Origin of the sequence: Micrococcus lylae (genome assembly GCF_900163825.1) — a bacterium.
In the GTDB taxonomy this organism is placed as follows: Bacteria; Actinomycetota; Actinomycetes; order Actinomycetales; family Micrococcaceae; genus Micrococcus; species Micrococcus lylae.
In genome coordinates, this window is record NZ_FUKP01000065.1 from 1 (window position 1) to 17750 (window position 17750).

10 protein-coding genes are annotated in these 17750 nt (G+C 68.2%); 4 read left to right on the forward strand and 6 right to left on the reverse strand.

From position 1 onward, the window contains the following. Nucleotides 1–251: 251 nt before the first annotated feature. Nucleotides 252–1532 (reverse strand): homing endonuclease associated repeat-containing protein, encoded by a 1281-nt coding sequence (locus FM125_RS09585; protein ID WP_102214996.1) that lies wholly within the window; start codon nt 1530–1532, stop codon nt 252–254. Between the two features lie 141 nt (nt 1533–1673). On the opposite strand from FM125_RS09585, the gene FM125_RS09590 reads away from it, so the two are divergent. Genes FM125_RS09590 through FM125_RS09605 form a run of 4 tightly spaced genes read left to right on the forward strand, consistent with a single transcriptional unit; the run spans nt 1674 to nt 8806 of the window. Further along, nucleotides 1674–2906, forward strand: a complete 1233-nt coding sequence (locus tag FM125_RS09590) for a DUF6361 family protein (protein ID WP_102214997.1) — start codon at nt 1674–1676, stop codon at nt 2904–2906. Continuing rightward, the gene (locus FM125_RS09595; RefSeq protein WP_087134444.1) at nt 2906–4807 is read left to right on the forward strand and encodes a phospholipase D-like domain-containing protein; all 1902 of its coding nucleotides are present in this window, start codon (nt 2906–2908) and stop codon (nt 4805–4807) included. Before FM125_RS09590 ends, FM125_RS09595 begins: the two co-directional genes overlap by 1 nt. Further along, nucleotides 4804–8094, forward strand: a complete 3291-nt coding sequence (locus FM125_RS09600) for a helicase-related protein (protein WP_087134445.1) — start codon at nt 4804–4806, stop codon at nt 8092–8094. Before FM125_RS09595 ends, FM125_RS09600 begins: the two co-directional genes overlap by 4 nt. Nucleotides 8095–8104: 10 nt before the next feature. Beyond that, complete coding sequence (locus FM125_RS09605) at nt 8105–8806, forward strand: hypothetical protein (protein ID WP_143745332.1); 702 nt, start codon at nt 8105–8107, stop codon at nt 8804–8806. 7 nt (nt 8807–8813) lie between these two features. Here the strand turns inward: FM125_RS09605 and FM125_RS09610 are convergent, their stop codons facing one another. From FM125_RS09610 to FM125_RS09630, 5 genes are read right to left on the reverse strand one after another with little or no spacing between them, the layout of a single operon-like run. Continuing rightward, the gene (locus FM125_RS09610; RefSeq protein ID WP_087134447.1) at nt 8814–9758 is read right to left on the reverse strand and encodes a restriction endonuclease; all 945 of its coding nucleotides are present in this window, start codon (nt 9756–9758) and stop codon (nt 8814–8816) included. 5 nt (nt 9759–9763) lie between these two features. Then, on the reverse strand, nt 9764–10918 hold the full coding sequence (locus tag FM125_RS09615; protein ID WP_087134448.1) for an ATP-binding protein: 1155 nt from the start codon (nt 10916–10918) through the stop codon (nt 9764–9766). 32 nt (nt 10919–10950) lie between these two features. Then, on the reverse strand, nt 10951–14283 hold the full coding sequence (locus FM125_RS09620) for a type I restriction endonuclease subunit R (RefSeq protein ID WP_245829951.1): 3333 nt from the start codon (nt 14281–14283) through the stop codon (nt 10951–10953). A gap of 6 nt (nt 14284–14289) precedes the next feature. After that, nucleotides 14290–15534 (reverse strand): restriction endonuclease subunit S, encoded by a 1245-nt coding sequence (locus FM125_RS09625; RefSeq protein WP_087134449.1) that lies wholly within the window; start codon nt 15532–15534, stop codon nt 14290–14292. Beyond that, on the reverse strand, nt 15531–17492 hold the full coding sequence (locus FM125_RS09630; RefSeq protein ID WP_087134450.1) for a type I restriction-modification system subunit M: 1962 nt from the start codon (nt 17490–17492) through the stop codon (nt 15531–15533). The genes FM125_RS09625 and FM125_RS09630 overlap by 4 nt, the downstream gene beginning before the upstream one ends. Nucleotides 17493–17750: the final 258 nt, after the last annotated feature.

Here is a 17750-nt window from a genome sequence, read left to right on the forward strand (position 1 = left end):
GGCGATGGCCGCACCGCTGATCGCGTAGCTGCCGGCGTCCGAGGAGACGAGCCCCAGCCGCAGATCCAGTCCCAGAGGTCCCGGCCGAGGCTCCGGGGCCGGGCGCCCGCGCCTCGGTTCTTCCGCCGGCGGGCGTCCTGGCGGCCTGCTCCGCCTTGAGTTCCTCCCACTCCTCGGGCGTGGTGTGGTGGTCGTTCTGGTGCTCCGTGGCGCTCCCCTCTGTGGCCCTCCCGTTGCCCGACGACGGCCCGTCAGGCGGCGCTGGGGGCCTGCTCCTCTGCGGCCTCCAATGCCTCGGCCCAGCTGCCGAAGCGGGCCAGGACGGTGACCAGGTGCGGTGCCGACTTCCCCTGCTGCCACTCTGCGTAAGCGCTGGAGGAGGTGGAGCCGACCTCGGCGATGAACCGGCGGACCCAGTCCACGAGGTCCTGGTCCGAGTACCCGTTGTTGCGTCGGTGGTTCGCCTGGCCGCCGGCAGCCTCGACGAGGGCACCCCACCGCAGGCGCGTGCGGCGCATGAGGGTCAGCGCGCTGGGTGCGCGGTTCTCCTTGGCCCAGACCGTGTAGGCGTTGTTGGTGAGCTTCGGGCCGAGGTCGGCGATGGCGCCGCGAACCGGCTCCAGCGGGTCGTCGTCCCGGTGGGCGAGGGACTTCCAGTCACGCGACTCGAACACGTTGCCGGTGCAGACTCCGCGGTACACCTCGCCGGTGGCGAGCATGCGCACGGCGGCGTGGCGGAGCGTGGAGAAGGGCACCTGGAGGCGGTTGCGGATGAGGACGTCCGAGGGCATTCCCTCTCGCGCCTGCAGCCACTCGGAGAACTCACGGTAGGTGACCGGCGCCTCCGGAGACGCGAACGCGTCCATGGCCGCAGCCCAGAGATCGTCGTCCGTGAAGACGCTCTCCCGACGCACCGGCTCTGCACGTCGGATGCCGGCAGCGGTCAGCGCGTTGTTCCATCGGCCGAAGCGGGTCGCCACGGTCTGGTGGCCCGGCACGCCTTCCTGTTTCGCCCATGCGGTGTAGGCCGCTGCGGTGGTGGCGCCGGTCTCGGCATGGAACCGGCGCAGGTACTGCAGGAGCTGCTCGTCGCTGGCGCCGCTGCGGAAGGACTTCCGCATGGCGGAGGCCTCGTGGAAGCGGGCACGGCGGCCGAGGAGCTTCTTGAACTCGTCACGCTCCAGGCAGAACCGCCGGGCGCCCTCGTGCAGGTCGACACCGGGGTTCGCCTCCGACCAGGCCAGCACGCTGGCCTTCAGAAACTGCTTCTCCTCGGCGGCCTTGAGCCGACGGTGCTGGGCCAGCTCCGGGGCGGTGTACCCGGAGCCGGCATTGATGATCTGGCGCACGCGCTCGCGGGTCACTCCCCACCTGTCCCCGATCTGCTCCAGGGTGGCGCCATGGCCGTAAGCGTGGGCCATCTGCAGGGCCCGGTCGTCATGCTCGCCCACGGCACGCACGAGCATCGCCTCGATCTGACGACGGCGGGCCGGGGTCAGGGCGGTGGTCGAAGCGGACAGGGACGACGTCATGGCAACCTCACTGGTCTGGTTCCGGCGACCGGCGCCTTGTTGTCCGGTCACTGTGGAACCTACGACGCCGGGCGGACACGATAAGCGCACCGTTGCCTCCTCCCCCGCGGCGGCCTTCCAGTCTCCGGCAAGATGGTGCCCATGTCCTCCTTCACCTGGCTCGCCGTCGACCGCCGGCAGCACCGCCAGATGATGGAGCTCGTGGACCGCTTCCGGGACGAGTCCACCGTGGACGACCTGGGCTTCGGCCGGATAAGGGACGCCTGGGCGGACCGCCTCTTCCCGGGCACCTCCACCCTGCATACCCGCCTGCGCTATGCCCTCTTCGTCCCATGGCTGCTGCGCCGTGCGGAGCGGAAGCAGTCCGTGGAGGAGATCCTGGCGGACTTCCGCGAGGGCGAGTTCCAGCTCATGGGTGCGCTGCGCCGCGGCATGGGCGAGGGCGAGACCGGCATCATCGGCCGTGCCGCCGGTCGGGCCCTGCGTCGGGTGCCCTCGGTCGTCTACTGGGGCATGCTCAGCTCCTGGGGCATCGTCGCCGCCGGGCAGTCGGCACGGGACCACGCGCAGCTCATCCTCGTGGAGCGTGAGGCGGTCCGGAACATGCCGGTGGAAGAGCACGACGACGGCCCGCACCGCCGCCTGCCCGGTCACCTGGACCTGGGCCTTCCGGAGGCCCCGCACGACCTGCTACGGGAGACCACGTTCGACCTCACCGCCGAGGAGGCCGACTACCTGCGGACGATGATCAGTGCCCACGCGCCGTATTCGCTGCTCGGCCACCTCTGCCTGAACCGCCCCGAGGACTGGTCCGCGGACAACCCGCTCCCGGACACCTTCGAGGGCGTCCTCGCCCTGGACCTGCCCGCCGACCTGAAGGACGCCGTCCACGCGGCAGTCCGGTTCTCCCGCCTGGCCCACGTGGCGAACCTCCTCTACAACGTCCTGCTGGCCGAGGCCTCCGAGCGCACCACAGGTGACGGAGAGCCGCTCGCCGAGGTCCGCCGCAACGGCCTCGCAGAAGCCTGGGCGGCCTACCGGGTGGGTGAGCCGTTCACGGTCCAGGACCTGGAGCATCTGGCCGTGCCGGGGGCGCCGGCCCGTCCCATGCGTACGGCGGACCTCGAATTCCTGGAGCGCTGGGCCGGGCACGTCGCCGCCGCCGACTCTCCCGACTCCCTGGCCGACGATCCGGAAGCCCGCCGTCTGATCACCGACCGTGAGCACCGCAAGAAGCGGGGGCTCGCACGCCTGCAGAACCGTGCGCGCCTGGACCAGTGGAGCGGCGGCTCAGCACTGGGTCGTCTGCAGTTCCGCTGGCCTGAGGCCCGGGCAGACCTGGAGGACATCTACCGCGGACTGGAGGCCGGCTGATGCTCGATCCCGGAATCCAGACCGTGCTCGCCGACGCCCTGCGTCCGCCGGAGGGCACACGCGTGGACCAGGCGGTGGCGACCACCTACTCGCTGAACCTCACGGCCATGCTGCTGGCTCCGCTCACCTTCGCCCTGGCCGATCCGGACGGCGCCGAGGACCTGCACCGGGACCCGTTCGCCCTGCTGGACGCGGTGCAGCGGCACATCGGACACACCACGGTGTTCGTCCAGGCCGGCGGGATCGCGGTGCCCCGCAGCCACTCGCGGATCTTCACGTTCCTCGAGGACTCCGTGGTCCCCGTGGAGCCGCCGTCGGACCAGGGCGTGTTCCATCCCAAGGTCTGGGCGGTCCGGTTCGTCCACGACGACGGCACGCACCGTCACCGCCTCCTCATCGGTTCCCGGAACCTCACCTTGGACGACTCCTGGGACACCCTCCTCGTGCTGGACGAGGACCCTGACGGCCCGGTGGACGGAGGTCCGGCAGCCGACTTCGTCGCCGCCCTGCCCGGCATGGCGCTGGACGAGATGCCCGGCGAGCGTCGGAGCGCGGTGCTCGCTCTGGCCGATTCCCTGCGCCACGCACGGTTCGCCGTCCCGGCACCGTTCACGGACGGACGGCTCCTGCCTCTCGGCCTGGCCGGCGAGAACGGGCATGCCCTGGACGAGCTGCCTTCGGCACACCGGGTGAGACGCACCCTGGCGATCACACCGTTCGCCACCGCCGATGTGATCGTGCGCCTGCGCGGCGGCACCGAGCCGCTCCTCCTCTCCCGCCCGGAGCAGCTCGACCTGCTGGGGCCGGCCGGCTGCGAGGGCTGGGACACCCGGGTCCTGCATGACGACATGACGTCCGGCCTCGAGGACGCCCCGGCCGACGGGGTCCTCGAGGGCGAGACCGAGCAGTCTGAGGCCCCCGACAGCGAGTCCTCCCTGCGCAGCACCGGCCTGCATGCCAAGACGGTGGTGATGGACCTGCTCGGCCAGCGTGAGCGCTCGCTGGTGGTGACCGGCAGCGCCAACCTGTCCCGCCCGGCCTGGACCAGGAACGTGGAGTTCAACGCCGTCCTCCAGGGACCGACCCGCACCTGCGGCGTGGCCGCCGCCCTGGAGCCCCGCGACGGCGGCGTCGGCCTGGACCAGGTGATGACCCGCTACACCCCTGCCGAGGCGGACGCGGATCTGCGGGCACAGATCGCCGGCTCGCTGGAGCTCGAGCGTTTCCACCGGGCGGTGGCCGCCGCCAGCCCGACTCTGGTGGTCACAGCCCAGGGTGAGGACGAGGTGCGGGGCGAGCTGGCCGTCGTCGTGCCTCAGGCCCCGGAGGGGGCCGTGACCACGGCACGGCTGCTGACCCTGCCGGCAGATGCGGCCGTGCCGCTGGCGGACGGGACCGCGTGGACGGTGGCGCCGAAGAACGTGACGCCGTTCCTGGTGTTGGAGAGCCGGCTCGGGTCCGGTGAGGCGAAGGTGACCCGGCGCTGCCTGGTGACCCTGCGGCTGGAGGGCGACCTGACCGACCGTCGGCAGGCCTACCTGGAGGAGCTGCTGGACTCCGAAAGCGCTGTGCTGCGGTATCTCGCGCTCCTGTTGGGCATCGACGAGCACGCCCCGGGGGAGGACCTGGCGGCGGAAGCGGGGGCCCTCGAGCAGCTGGACGGGCTCGGTGAGGGCGGGCACGGCGGCGCGTGGACGGACGTGGTGCTGTTCGAGCCGCTGATGCGGGCGAGCGTCGGGGACGTGGACGCGTTGGCCGCGGTGGCCGGGCAGGTGGCGGCGCTGCGTCGGTCCGAGAAGGTGCGCGCCCTGATCCCTGCGGAGTTCGAGCAGATGTGGGACACGGTGCTGTCCGTGGTGGCACCGGACGTGCTGGCGCTGAGCCGGGAGGAGCGGCCATGAGCGCGCGACCGGACGTGGAGGCCATGCTCGGCACGCTCAAGCCGTTCCAGCGGGCCACCGTGGAGCACGCCTTCGGTCACCTCTGGGGCGAGGACGCGACCGACCGGTTCCTGGTGGCGGACGAAGTCGGGCTGGGCAAGACGCTGATCGCCAAGGGCGTGGCCGCGAAGACCATCGAGCGGCTGTGGGAACGGGACCCGGCCGAGGGGCCGATCACCCTGGTGTACATCTGCTCCAACGGGCAGATCGCCCGGCAGAACCTGGCACGGCTCAGAGATCTCACCGGCGGCGAGGTGCAGGACAACGCGGACCGTCTGACCCTGCTGCCGCTGGCCATGGGCCGGCAGGATGCCGCCGCGCGGGTGAAGATGCTGGCGTTCACGCCGGGAACCTCGCTACGACTCGGCGACACCACCGGCAAAGGCGAGGAGCGTCGGCTGGCACTGCTGATGCTCGAACAGGTGCTCGGCGAGCGCCTGGACACGGAAGGCTGGATCTCCTTCTTCCGCGCAGGCTCCTACGCGAAGAACTTCCGCGATGCCCTGGACTGGATGCGGACCGAGGCGCCGGAGCAGTTCCCGGACGAGGTGATGGCCCGGTTCCGTGAGGCGATCGAGAGACGTGACGGCGGCCGGGCGAGCCTCCTGGAGGACCTGCAGGAGGCGTACGGGAGATTCTGGCGGGACAGCGATCCGGAGGAGGACGTCTGGGGTGCCGAGCACTGGGTGCGGCGTGAGCTGATCGGCCGGCTGCGCATGGCGATGGCGGACGCGGCCGTGGACTCGCTGGCCCCGGACCTGGTGATCTTGGACGAGTTCCAGCGGTTCAAGGACCTGTTCGACGAGCAGGCCTCGGGACTGTCTGCGGAATCGCGACGACTGGCCCAGCGGGTGCTCTCCAGCCCACGGACGAAGTCCCTGGTGCTCAGCGCGACGCCGTACAAGATGTACACGCTCCCGGACGAGCCAGACGGCGAGGACCACTACCGGGACTTCACCTCCACCGTGCGGTTCCTGGCCGGTCCGGAGGAGGCAGAGAAGATCCAGGAGGACCTGGGCCGGGTGCGGCAGGGCATGCTGACGAGGACCCGTGAGGGGTTGGACGCGGCTGTGGCCGCAACGCAGGACGCCGGGGCACGGCTGCGGCGGGTCATGTGTCGCACGGAGCGGGTCAGCTTCACGGAGGGGCACGACGGCATGGTGGAGTCCCGGCCGCTCGGGGCCATGACGGTGGCGCCCGAGGACGTGGCGTCCTGGCGGCTGGCCGACGAGCTGAGCCGGGCCGTGGACGGCTACGACGTGTTCGAGCTGTGGCGGTCGGCGGCCTACCTGCCGAACCTCATGGACCGCACCGGGTACAAGGTGCAGAAGAACTTCCTGGAGTCCCTGGCCCCCGGCGCCGGGGGCGAGGGCGCGGTGGCGACGGAGGCCAGCGCCGCCAAGGCGGAGGCCGTGGTGCGCAGGGCCGGTGACGGCCTGCTGGACTGGGAGTCCGTGGAGCGGTTCGAGGAGCTCGGGCTGCCGAACGCGAAGCTGCGCGCCCTGGTGGAGGACCTGGACGCGCACCGTGCATGGGAGCTGGCCTGGATGCCGCCGGCGCTGCCGTACCTGCAGCCGCGTGGGGTGTTCGCGTCCGAGGGGGCGCAGGCGTTCACGAAGCGGCTGGTGTTCTCTTCCTGGTCGGTGGCGCCGAAGGCGCTGTCAGCGCTGGTGAGCTACGAGGCCGAGCGACGGATCGTGGCGGCGTCCCGGGCGCAGCGCGACGAGCGGCGCCGCTACTCGGACAAGCGCCGGCTCTCCACGCTGGCGTTCGGCATGGACCGCGCGAACGGGGTGCCGAGGAACCTGCCGAACCTGACGAACGTCTACCCCTCCCCCACGCTGGGGCGGCTCGGCGACCCCTTGGCGCTGGCCCGGGAGGCCGGTGGTGCTGTCGCCCCAGAGGAAGCCGTGCGGGTCGTGGCTGAGCGGGTGCGGTCGGCGCTGGCAGAGATCGGTGTTGTGCCCGCGGCTGCGGAGGCAGGTGACCGCCGCAGGCGCTGGTACGGCGTGGCACCGGTGCTGCTGGACCTGCGGAGCGGGGCCCTGCAGGTGAAGGACCTGCAGGGCATCGAGCGTGCCTTCGCGGAGCGCCGTGCCGAGCGTGGCGACGAGGAGGCGGACCTGTCCTCCGCGATGGCCGAGCACCTGCGCTGGGCGGTCGACGCCTCCGTGGAGGAGCTCGGCGACCCGCCGACGGATCTGCCGGAGGTGCTGGCGGAGATGGCCTTGGCCGGCGGTGGCGTCTGCGCGCTGCGTGCGCTGGCACGCTCGGCAGAGGCCGTGGAGCTCACGGACCGCCGGCTGCTGCGCCGTGCCGCGGAGACGGCGGTGCACGGGCTGCGCGCGCTGTTCCGAAGTCCGGAGGTCTCGGCGCTGGTGGGAGCGGCCGCCGGTGAGGCGACAGCAGGGGCCAGTGAGGACGCGTACTGGCGGCAGGTGCTGCACTACTCGATGGCCGGAAACCTGCAGTCCGTGCTGGACGAGTACGCGCACCTGCTGGTGGAATCCGAGGGTCTGAGGTCTGCCGCCCCGCCGGAGCGGTGGGAGGCGCTGGCGGCGAGGATCAGCGGCGTCGCCGGCCTGACCGCGGCCTCGGCCAGGGTGGAGGACATCCGTGCCGAGGACGACGGGGTGACGGTGGCGGAGCGGTCTCTGCGCACGCATGTGGCGGTGCGTTTCGGCGGCTCACGGTCCGGCACGGAGAAGGCGGAGCAGCGGGAGGGTTCGGCACGCGAGGCGTACACGTCCCCGTTCTGGCCGTTCGTGCTGGCGTCGACCTCCGTGGGGCAGGAGGGCCTGGACTTCCACACGTACTCGCATGCGGTGGTGCACTGGAACCTGCCGTCGAATCCGGTGGACCTGGAGCAGCGAGAGGGCCGCGTGCACCGGTACAAGGGCCACGCGGTGCGGAAGAACCTGGCGGCGCGTTTCGGCGCGGAGGCTCTGGCAGCTGCGGGATCCGATGTGTGGGCCGATCTGTTTGACGCCGCGGTGGCGGCGGAGCCGGAGGACTCCGTGGGGCTGTCCCCGTTCTGGATCTACCCGGGCGCGGCGAAGGTCTGGCGCTTCGTGCCGGCCATGCCACTGAGCCGCGAGAAGCGCCGGCTGGGCCGCTTGCAGCGCACGCTGGGCGCCTACCGCATGGTGCTGGGCCAGCCCCGCCAGGAGGAGCTCGTCAAGTACGCCGGCGAGGTGGACGTGGACCTGACGATTGACCTGCGGCCTGGCGGCCACTCCCATAGATAAGCTGTCCATCATGCCAGCGTCCTACGTGGAGCAATCAGAACTCGACAGGGTGGTTGAGGCCGTCCGCAGGGTGCCGGAAGAGCTCTTTCAACGCTACCGAGGTGCACGTCATGATCAGGTCGGTACGGCCTTGGTGGATGCGGTGTTCTCGATCCGTGCACGCTATGGCGGGGTGGCCGAGAGGCTCGAAGAGTTCGAAGCTCTGCATGCGGAGGCCGTGAACTCACTCGAGGCCCTCTCCCGACTGCCGGAGTCCACTCTGCGCGAGGTGATGGGCAATGGAGTCACAGCCGGCGTCACCAAGGCTTCGGCTGTGCTTGAGGCCGCCCAGGCATTCCGCTCCCTGGACATCGGCAGCTCGTCGCCCCTGGAGACCGCGAGCGATGTCAGGGATCTGGCCGGCCGCCAGACGAACGTCGATGGACGTCCCTGGGTCGACTGTCTGAAGGACGCCTACACCGGAGTCCGCGGGCTCGGGTGGGTCACCTTCAGATACTTCCTCATGCTGTTGGGTATCCAAGGTGTGAAAGCGGACACTATGATCCGCAGGTTCGTGGCCGAAGCACTGGGCGTCAAGACAGGACGAGTCTCTGCCGGGAAGGCACATGACCTTGTGGTCGCGGCCCACGGACAAGTTGCACCCGACCTGCACGGAGGCCCCGATCTGACGCAGTTCGACCACGGTCTCTGGCTCTACCAACGACGCCGCTGAACGCGCGTCACTCGAAGAAGTCCTCGTCGATCTGCAGTACGTGAAGGGTCTTCTTCACCTGCGCGCCGACCCGGTACTTGAGCATCAGTTGCGTGAGCTTCACGCCGTCGATCAGCACGATCCTGTTGGGGACGGCATCTGCGTACGCCTGGGCATGCTTGCTGAAGGAACTTGTCGTGATGAAGACGCCCTTCGTCGCGCCGTGCAGGTGCAGCGCACCGACGAACGCCTGGATCGGTTCCCGGCCGACTGTGTTCGCGTCGGCGTAGCGCTTTGCCTGGACGTAGACACGGTCGAGGCCGAGGGCATCGCCATCGATGACCCCATCGATGCCGCCATCGTGGGACTTGCCGGTCACGGCCGCCTTTCCCTGGGTCCCTCCGTAGCCCATGGCCATGAGCAACTGGACCACGGCTTCCTCGAAGAAGGCCGGCGTGGAGTTCTGCAGCCGCTCGAGCAGTTCCACACGGACGGTCTCATTGAGACTGGTGACGGCGTCCTGAGCCTGTTCTTCAGGGTCCACGATCGGGTCAGACGCAACAGCGGGCTGCACTTCAGTATGGACATAGTCCTGAACTGGCTTCTTGGCGGTGTCCTTGGACCAGAACGGATCGAAGAATGCGCTGGCGCCGGCGAAGTCGTTGAAGCCTTCCGGATTGTCCTTCAGCCAGGCCCGCCCAGCCTCCGTCAGCACGTAGATGCCCCGTGCGGGCCGCTCGATCAGTCCAGCCTTGGCGGAGTGCGCCAGCGCCCAGCCTCCGCGCCCTCGATACCGCGCTTCGCCGGACTCGACCGTCTCTGCCCTGGCCTCTTCACTGAGCCCAAGCTTGTCGGCTGCCGCCTCGATCACGTCGCGGCGCTTCATGCTCTCGTGCTCTGCGAGTACCTCAAGAGCAGGGCGGACGAAGCGAGGCCAGATGGGGACGGTATTCAGACCCCGAGGGCCTTCCATGTCTCTCACAGAGATTGCCCCTCAGTCCACGGATTCATCACGAAGTGCGCAGCGTGTTCCACAAGGTACTCCCGCAACTCCGGCGTGGAGAATGCCAGCCTGCCATTCGGCAGGACGTCGATCATGCCGGCTCGCTCGAGCCGCCCCTTGTAGACGGACACGTAATTGGTGTTCTTGCCGATGCGCTTGGCGATGTCGGTGCTGCGGCTCGGCCCGTCATCCTGCGCCATTGCAACGAGAATGGTCTTGTCCACGTCCGAGAGATCCTGGAGAGCCGGAGCGTGCACCAGCTGTCCGATCTTGCGCCGAGCGACTTCGATCCCCCGCTCAGCATGCTCGTGGGAGATCCGTTCGGCACCTGCCGCACGCCACGTGTGGTAGCCCACCAGTTGAATCATGAAGGGGTACCCTCGTGTTGCCTTCGCACACTGTGCGGCTACATCGGCAGACCATTCACGTTCAGCCCTTCTGGCCGTCTCGAGGAACGATTCGGCGACGTCTGCTTCATCGACTTTTCCGAGCACCATCATCTCGGCCCGGCGCAGGAAGGTACTTACGCGAGGGCGCTGTGCGTTGTCCGCGATCAGCTGGTCGACTGCCTGTGGGATACCTGCCATGACCAGGGCGATATTCCGCCCCTCTCGGATCAGGTGCTGTGTGATCGCGGCGAGCTGGTCCAGTTCGTCGGTGGCGATCGTGTGGATCTCGTCGACTGTGATCAGCAGGCCGCTGTCCGCCATGACCGGTGAGTCGAGAAGGCGGCCGATCTCGATGCGCAGGTCGTGCGGGTCGGCAGGAGGCAGGTCGAACTCCTTGCTGACGCTCCCGAGCGAGGCGACACCCACGGAGAAACTGCGGGTCCTCGGCTTGTCTTCGACCCCGGTGTCATGCCGCGCCGCACGCACCGAACGAGTCAGCCGGTCAATCAGCCCCCGTGTCGCGGTCTCATCGACGACTTCCCACCCTTCACCCCTGGCAATATCACCGAGCGTGGTCAGCATGACCGTCTTGCCCACACCTCGTGCCCCAGTAACGAAGGCCAGGCGCCCAGGCGCGCCGGGACCGTCACTGAGAGCGGCCGTAAAGTCATCGAGCACATCGTCACGCCCGACGAGAAGTGGAGGTGTCGAGCCAGCTGAGGGCTTAAACGGGTTGGCCATGGCGCTGTCCTGTTCCGTGGAGTAGTTGGGCCTCAACTCACGGGAGTAACGAGCCATGAGTTTGCCCGTTTTGCTAGTTTTGCGAGTTTTGCAGGTTTTGCCAACCCCCCCTCACCGTCGGCGCTGGCCCCCGTCGTCTCCGCCGGGGCAGATGGCGCCCGCTCCCCTTCGTACCTCACCGCACCGCGGCCTTCGGCATAGTCGGCACCGCCGGAGACGTCGCCGACGCCTTCACCCCGCACCTTCCAGTACAGGTACTCCCCGATGGCAGCGACGATCATCTTGGACGGGTCCCCGCCCCTGCCCACGATGTCCGTCATCTTCGCGAAGGCGTCCTCGTTCGCGTACACGGCGCCCATTGCTGACCGCTCGAGGTTCGGGCTCGCGAGGAACTGCTCCAGCGAGTTGGCCCCGGCCTGTCCCAGCAGTTTCTCGTCCTCCATGAGCGGCGCCACGAGGGCACTGACCCACGCTTCCTGCTGGGACGGGGAGGCGTCCACGCCCTCGCCGGCGAAGATCTCGTTGATCTTCTCGATCACTTCCTCGAGCGGCCCGCGCTGCTTCTCGCGCACCTGCCCGCCGCCCACGGCGGTCGTCCCCCTCAGCGCGGCCCCGCCGGTCAGCCCAATGTCGCCAGAGGACTTCTTCTTCTGCCGGATGCTCACCAACTGAACGTCCGAAAGATCGATCAGCTCCTCCCCGCCGGGCTGATCGCCCACCAGCTGCACCAGGTGCCGCAGGAACAGCGCCCGCTTGTAGTGGTCGGTGTCTCCGAACTCGTAGATCTGGGAGAGGAAGTCGTAGAGGCTGACGAAGGAACGCATGTCCTTGCGCATCAGCACGAGCTCGTTCACCCGCGTCTCGTCCTGGCTCACCCGCGCATCCGCCAGTTCCTTGCGGAACCGGTATGCCACGGGCTCCAGCGCAGCCTGCAGGCCTTCCTGCCCGCTGCCGGGCGTCCACGCCACCCACACGTCGGCGAAGGCGTCCACCTCGTCCCAGTCGTACACGCCCGCGGCGTCGAGCTTCGTCCCCAGGTCGTGAATCAGGTTCGGGTCCGTCACCGTCTCCAGCTTCGCACCGGTGTAGTACGGCTCGAAGGCGGCCTGGATATCGTCTTCGGAGTTCACGAAGTCCAGCACGTAGGTGGTGTCCTTGCCGGGCGCGGCACGGTTCAGCCGGGACAGCGTCTGCACGGCGAGCACGCCGGAGAGCTTCTTGTCCACGTAGAGGGCGCAGAGCTTGGGCTGGTCGAAGCCGGTCTGGTACTTGTTGGCCACGATCATCACCTGGTAGCCGTCGCCGTCGAACGCCTTCGCCAGGTCCCCGGTCGCCTCGGGGTTCATGGACCGCTCGGTGACCTTCTCGAGCCCGAACTCGTCGTCGGTGATCTCGCCGGAGAACGCCACCAGCGTGCCCACGTCCGTGTACCCCATGTCCTGGATGTACTTGTCCATCTGGCGCTTGTACCGGACGGCGGCGGCGCGGGAGTCGGTGACCACCATGGCCTTGGCCTGCCCATCGAGCAGCCCGGCCACGTTGGCGCGGAAATGCTCCACGATGATCGTGACCTTCTGCGCGATGTTCGTCGGGTGCAGCTTGACCCACCGCATGAGCTTCTTGCTCGCCTCGGTCTGGTCCACCTCGTTCGTCGGCTTCCCGACGGCGGCCCGGTCGCCTTCCGGACGGAACTCGCCCTTCTGTCCGGCCAGGGCCAGCTTGAAGGCGGTGTCGTAGTTGGTGAAGTTCTTCAGCACGTCGAGGATGAACTCCTCCTCGATGGCCTGCTGCATGGTGTACCGATGGAAGGAGGCCGGGATCTCCTGGCCCTTCTCGTCGTACTCGCCGGAGGGGCGGCCGAACATCTGCAGGGTCTTGTCCTTCGGGGTGGCGGTGAAGGCGAAGAAGCTGATGTTCTCCGGGCGCCCGGTGGCGGCGACCTCGGCGGCGAGAATGGACTCGGTGTCTGCTTCTCCCCCGTCTTCGAGGTCGGCCTGCTCGTCCGGGGTGAGCACGCGCTTGAGCTTCGCGGCGGCGGAACCGGTCTGGGAGGAGTGCGCCTCGTCCGCGATCACCGCGTAGGTGCGGCCGGCAAGCGTCGAATCGCCCTTGAGGAGCTCGAGCACGGCGGGGAAGGTCTGCAGCGTCACCACGATGATCCGGTTGCCCCGCAGCAGGGTCTGCTTGACCAGGGCGGACTTGCTGGTGGCCTCTCCCCCGAGGTTCTTGCGGTCCACGGCTACCACGGTGCCGGAGGTCCGCTCGATCTGCCGGACGGCCTCCTGAAGCTGATCGTCCAGCACGGTGCGGTCGGTGACCACGATGACCGAGTCGAACACCCGCTGCTCGTCCGCGCCGTAGGTGGAGAGCAGCCGGTGGGCGGTCCAGGCGATGGTGTTGGTCTTGCCGGAGCCGGCGGAGTGCTCGATCAGGTAGGTCTTGCCAGCACCCTCCTCACGGACGGCGGCGAGCATCTCGGTCACGGCCTCCCACTGGTGGTAGCGTGGGAAGATCAACGTGGACTTGCGGCGCGAGCGGCCGTGTTCGTCCTCCACGGTCTCCTTCTTGAGGAAGACGAACTTCTGCAGGATCTCCAGCCAGGTGTCCCGCTGCAGGATCCGTTCCCACAGGTAGGCGGTGGCAGAGCCGTTCGGGTTCGGCGGGTTGCCTGCGCGGCCGTTGTCGCCCTGGTTGAAGGGCAGGAAGAAGGTGTCCCGTCCGGCGAGCTTGGTGGTCATCCAGACCTCGCGGTTGGAGACGGCGAAGTGGACCACGGCGCGGGTGCCGAAGCCGAACAGCGGGGAGGCCTTCGGGTTGCGATCGCGATACTGCTTCTTGGCGTCGCCGATGGACTGGGTGGAGTCGGTCTTCAGCTCGACCGTTGCCACGGGCAGGCCGTTGACGAACAGCACCAGGTCCACGGAGTGGTTGGTCGCCGCGTTGAAGTGCACCTGGCGCATCACGCGCAGCCGCATCCGCTCGTAGGAGGCGACGGCGGCCGGGTTCAGTTTCGTGGCCGGCCGCGGCTCGGCCATGCGCAGGGTGGCTGAGGTGCCGACCTTGAAGCCCTTGCGGAGCACGTTGAGCGTGCCGCCGACTCCGGTGTCCTGCGGCTTGTTCAGCACGTCGATCAGGCGGGTGGTGATCTGGTCCCGCTGTGCCTGCTGCGCAGAGGCCGGGGCATCGGCCTTCACGATGCGCCCGTAGTCCTCCGGTTGGTTCTCGGCCAGCCAGGCGTGGACGTCCTCGGGGAAGATCGCGTTCTTGCGGTCGTAGCCATCATCGTCGGGCGAGTAGAGCCAGCCGTGCTGCTGCAGGTACTCGCAGATGTAGGTCTCGAGCTCGCTCTCGTTGTGGATGGCCATGTGCGGTCAGTCCTCCCTGGGGATCTCGATCTGGCCGGTGACGGCGGCAGTGATCAGCGCGGCCCGGCGCTCCTGCGCGAGCTCGATGAACCGCTCCGCCTTGGCGATGAGTGCATCGATCTTCGCGGTCTCGCGGTCGAGGTGGTCGGCGATCTCGCGCTGTTCGTCGAGTGGCGGGAGCACTACCGGCATCTTCCTCAACTGGTCGTTGTCAATCTCGGCCTGGCCCGGGCGTACGCCACGCGACAGCATGGCGAAACCGTGGCGGTACTGCGGAGACCGGAACAGCCAGTTCAGGAACTTATGGTTCTCACCGTGCAAAGGACGAAAGCAGAGATAGTGCCCGGAAGAGATCCCTCGGATAGAGCTCACTCCCACCGAACCCTGCCACGCCTTCATCCGGTTGACGACGAACCACCCCGGCTCAACCAGCTGATAGATCGACCGGTCCTCGGCTGTCTCATTCAGGTTCGCTCGATCGGCCTTGAACACCACACCAAAGTCACGGAAGACAGACACCATCGGTTCCTCGAGGAAGCCCGTCCGCTTCTCGCGCCGGTACATGGCCCACAGGGGAAAGGTCCGCCATGTCGAGGGGATGGACCCCATCCACGAAGGCCCCTCGACGAACGTCTCGTCTGCGGAGGTGGTGAATCCGCTGACGGCATGTTCGACCGCAGCGGAACGCCGCTCACGAAGCCCGCTGATCAAAGCGCGCTGTTTCTCGATCAGGGCGTCGATCGTAGCGGTCTCGCGGTCGAGGTAGTCCGCGATGCGTCGCTGCTCCTCCTGGCCAGTAGCAGGGACCAGCAGTGATCCCAGATCGCTCGCACTGATCTCCATGAAGGTCGTTCCACGTCCGAGAGCTTCTAAGATGGGTCTCGCAGCAACGAGGACGTATGCCAGGTACTTCTCGTCGACCTCTGGGGACGGCACAACGGCTTTGCACCCCTGGTTGAACGCAGAACGCCGACTCAGACGACCCACGTAGCCGATCGGTGCCCGACACGACACTGCGAGACCGAAGTCTGCGACAGTCGATCCGCTGGAAGCACCGAGCTCAGTCAATGACCGACTCGTCTCAAGGATCGACTCACCCTCGAGTCCGCGGAGGTCCGGAGGTGTGACGAACGGCAGGTCGCCGTTCCAGTTCATGTCGTCGGCTCGCGGCGTCCCGCCATTGAGCACCGTTGCAACGTGCGCCAGTTTGACGCCACCGTTGGGTGCAAGGGCTCCATGCAACGCTGTCACCGCTCTACCTCCTGCAGGAGTTCGATGATCTCAGCGGTGAGCTGCTTGAGTTCCGCGTCGATCTCCTCGAGTGGGCGCGGCGGCACGTACTTATAGAACAGCCGGGTGAACGGGATCTCGTAGCCGACCTTCGTCTTGGACTCGTCGATCCAGGCGCCGGGCACGTGCGGGGCCACCTCGGCCGCGAAGTACTCGTGGATGCCCCGACCGAAGGGCACCAGTTCGGTGTCGCGCAGCGCGGTGTCCGGCTCCGGCTCACCCTTCTTGTTCGTCACGATCTCGGCCTCGGGGTCGTGCACGCCGATGGCCCCGGTCAGGGCCTTCACCAGCGGGGCGCCGGCGGTCACGTCGTGATCCTGCAGCGCCTTCTTCAGGTCCAACACGAAGGTGGGCTGGTGATCCCAGACCCGGCCGCGCAGGGAGGCGAGGGCGGTCTCGAGAGCCGAGCGGCCGTCGTCGGGAAGCTTGGAGACCGGCTTGGTGGCGAGCGCCGCCGCGATGGTGGTGTCCTCCACCTCGAAGCGCAGCTGCAGGGGTCGCTCCACGGTGATCTCCCGGTAGCCGAAGTCCTGGGCGGTGAGGACCTTGGAGAACTCGGCGTTGTCCTCGGACTGGGCGTCGAAGTCCCGGTAGATGTCCAGCACGCGCTGGCGGTCCGCCTTGGACAGCTCCTTGTTCTTCGAGCCCACGTTGCGGCGCAGCTTGGTGAAGAAGGTGCGGGCGTCGATCAGCTGGACCATGCCGCGGCGGTCTGCCGGCTTGTTGTTGTCCAGCACCCACACGTAGGTGGCGATGCCGGTGTTGTAGAACATGTCCGTGGGCAGGGCGACGATCGCGTCCACCAGGTCCGACTCCAACAGCCAGCGGCGGATCTCGGACGGCCCCGAGCCCGCCCCGCCCGTGAACAGCGGGGAGCCGTTGAGGACGATGCCGGCCCGTCCCCCACCCTCCGAGACCGGGCGGAGCTTCGAGGCGACGAGCTGGAGAAAGAGCATCTGGCCGTCGCTGATGGCGGGGGTGCCGCCCGGGAAGCGGTTCGTGGCGCCACCGGCGGCGATCTCCTTCTCCACCGCGGTGCGGGAGGCCTTCCAGTCGCCGCCGTAGGGCGGGTTGGACAGGACGTAGTCGAAGCGCTCAGTCAGGTGCGCGTCGTTCCTCAGGGTGTCTCCGCGGGCGATGCCGTCCGCGTCCTGGCCCTTGCCGAGCAGCTCGGACTTGCAGATCGCATAGGACTGGTCATTGAGCTCCTGCCCGAACAGGCGGACCTCCGCGTTCGGGTTCATGCGGCGCAGGCGCTCGTCCAGCAGGGACAGCATGCCGCCGGTGCCGGCCGTGGGGTCATAGACGGTGCGGACCGGGTAGCCGGTGAGGACGGCATCATCCGGGGCGGTGAGCAGGTCTACCAGGAGCTTCACCGCGTCGCGCGGGGTGAAGTGCTCACCGGCGGTCTCATTGGAGGCGGCGGCGAAGCGGCGGATCAGGTCCTCGAAGAGGGTGCCCATGTCCGCGTTGGACACGGCGTCCGGGGAGAGGTCGATGGAGGCGAACTGCTGCAGGACCAGGAAGAGGCGGTCGTGCTCGTCCAGCTTGGCGACCGTCTTGTCGAACTCGTAATAGGTGAACAGGTCCGCCACGTTCTGGGAGAACCCGTCCACGTAGGCCAGCAGGTTCGTGCGGAGCAGGTCTGGCTCCTGCAGGATGCGGTCCAGGGTGAAGGGGCTGAGGTTGTAGAAGGTGAGACCGGTGCGGGACTCGACGAGGTTGTCGAGGACGAAGTCCGGATGGCCCTTAGCCGCCAGCTCCGCGAAGAACTCACGGTGCGGGGCCATGACCGCCTCCATGCGGCGCAGGATCGTCATGGGCAGGACGAGGGTGCCGTACTGGTTCGGCTTGAACACGCCACGCAGCTGATCCGCGATCCCCCACACGAAGTTCGAGAGGTTCTGGGGAGAGGGCATGGTGACGAGCCTTTCGGAGCACGGCGGTGTGGTCTGCTGGCCACATTCTCACACTGAGCCGGTTTGCGCGCGCGCTGCCTCAGACTGCGGCGCGCTTCTCTCACCCGCGATGTTCTTCGGCGCCGGAGAAGGTAGCGGGAGGCGGGCCAAGCAATCCGAGGAATTCTTCGGCTTGAAGGTCTTGTGACTCGACAATCGGCCCCAAGAGTCCCGTGTCCGAACTTTTCTTCGGATTGCTCCGCCTGCACGCCGCTATGG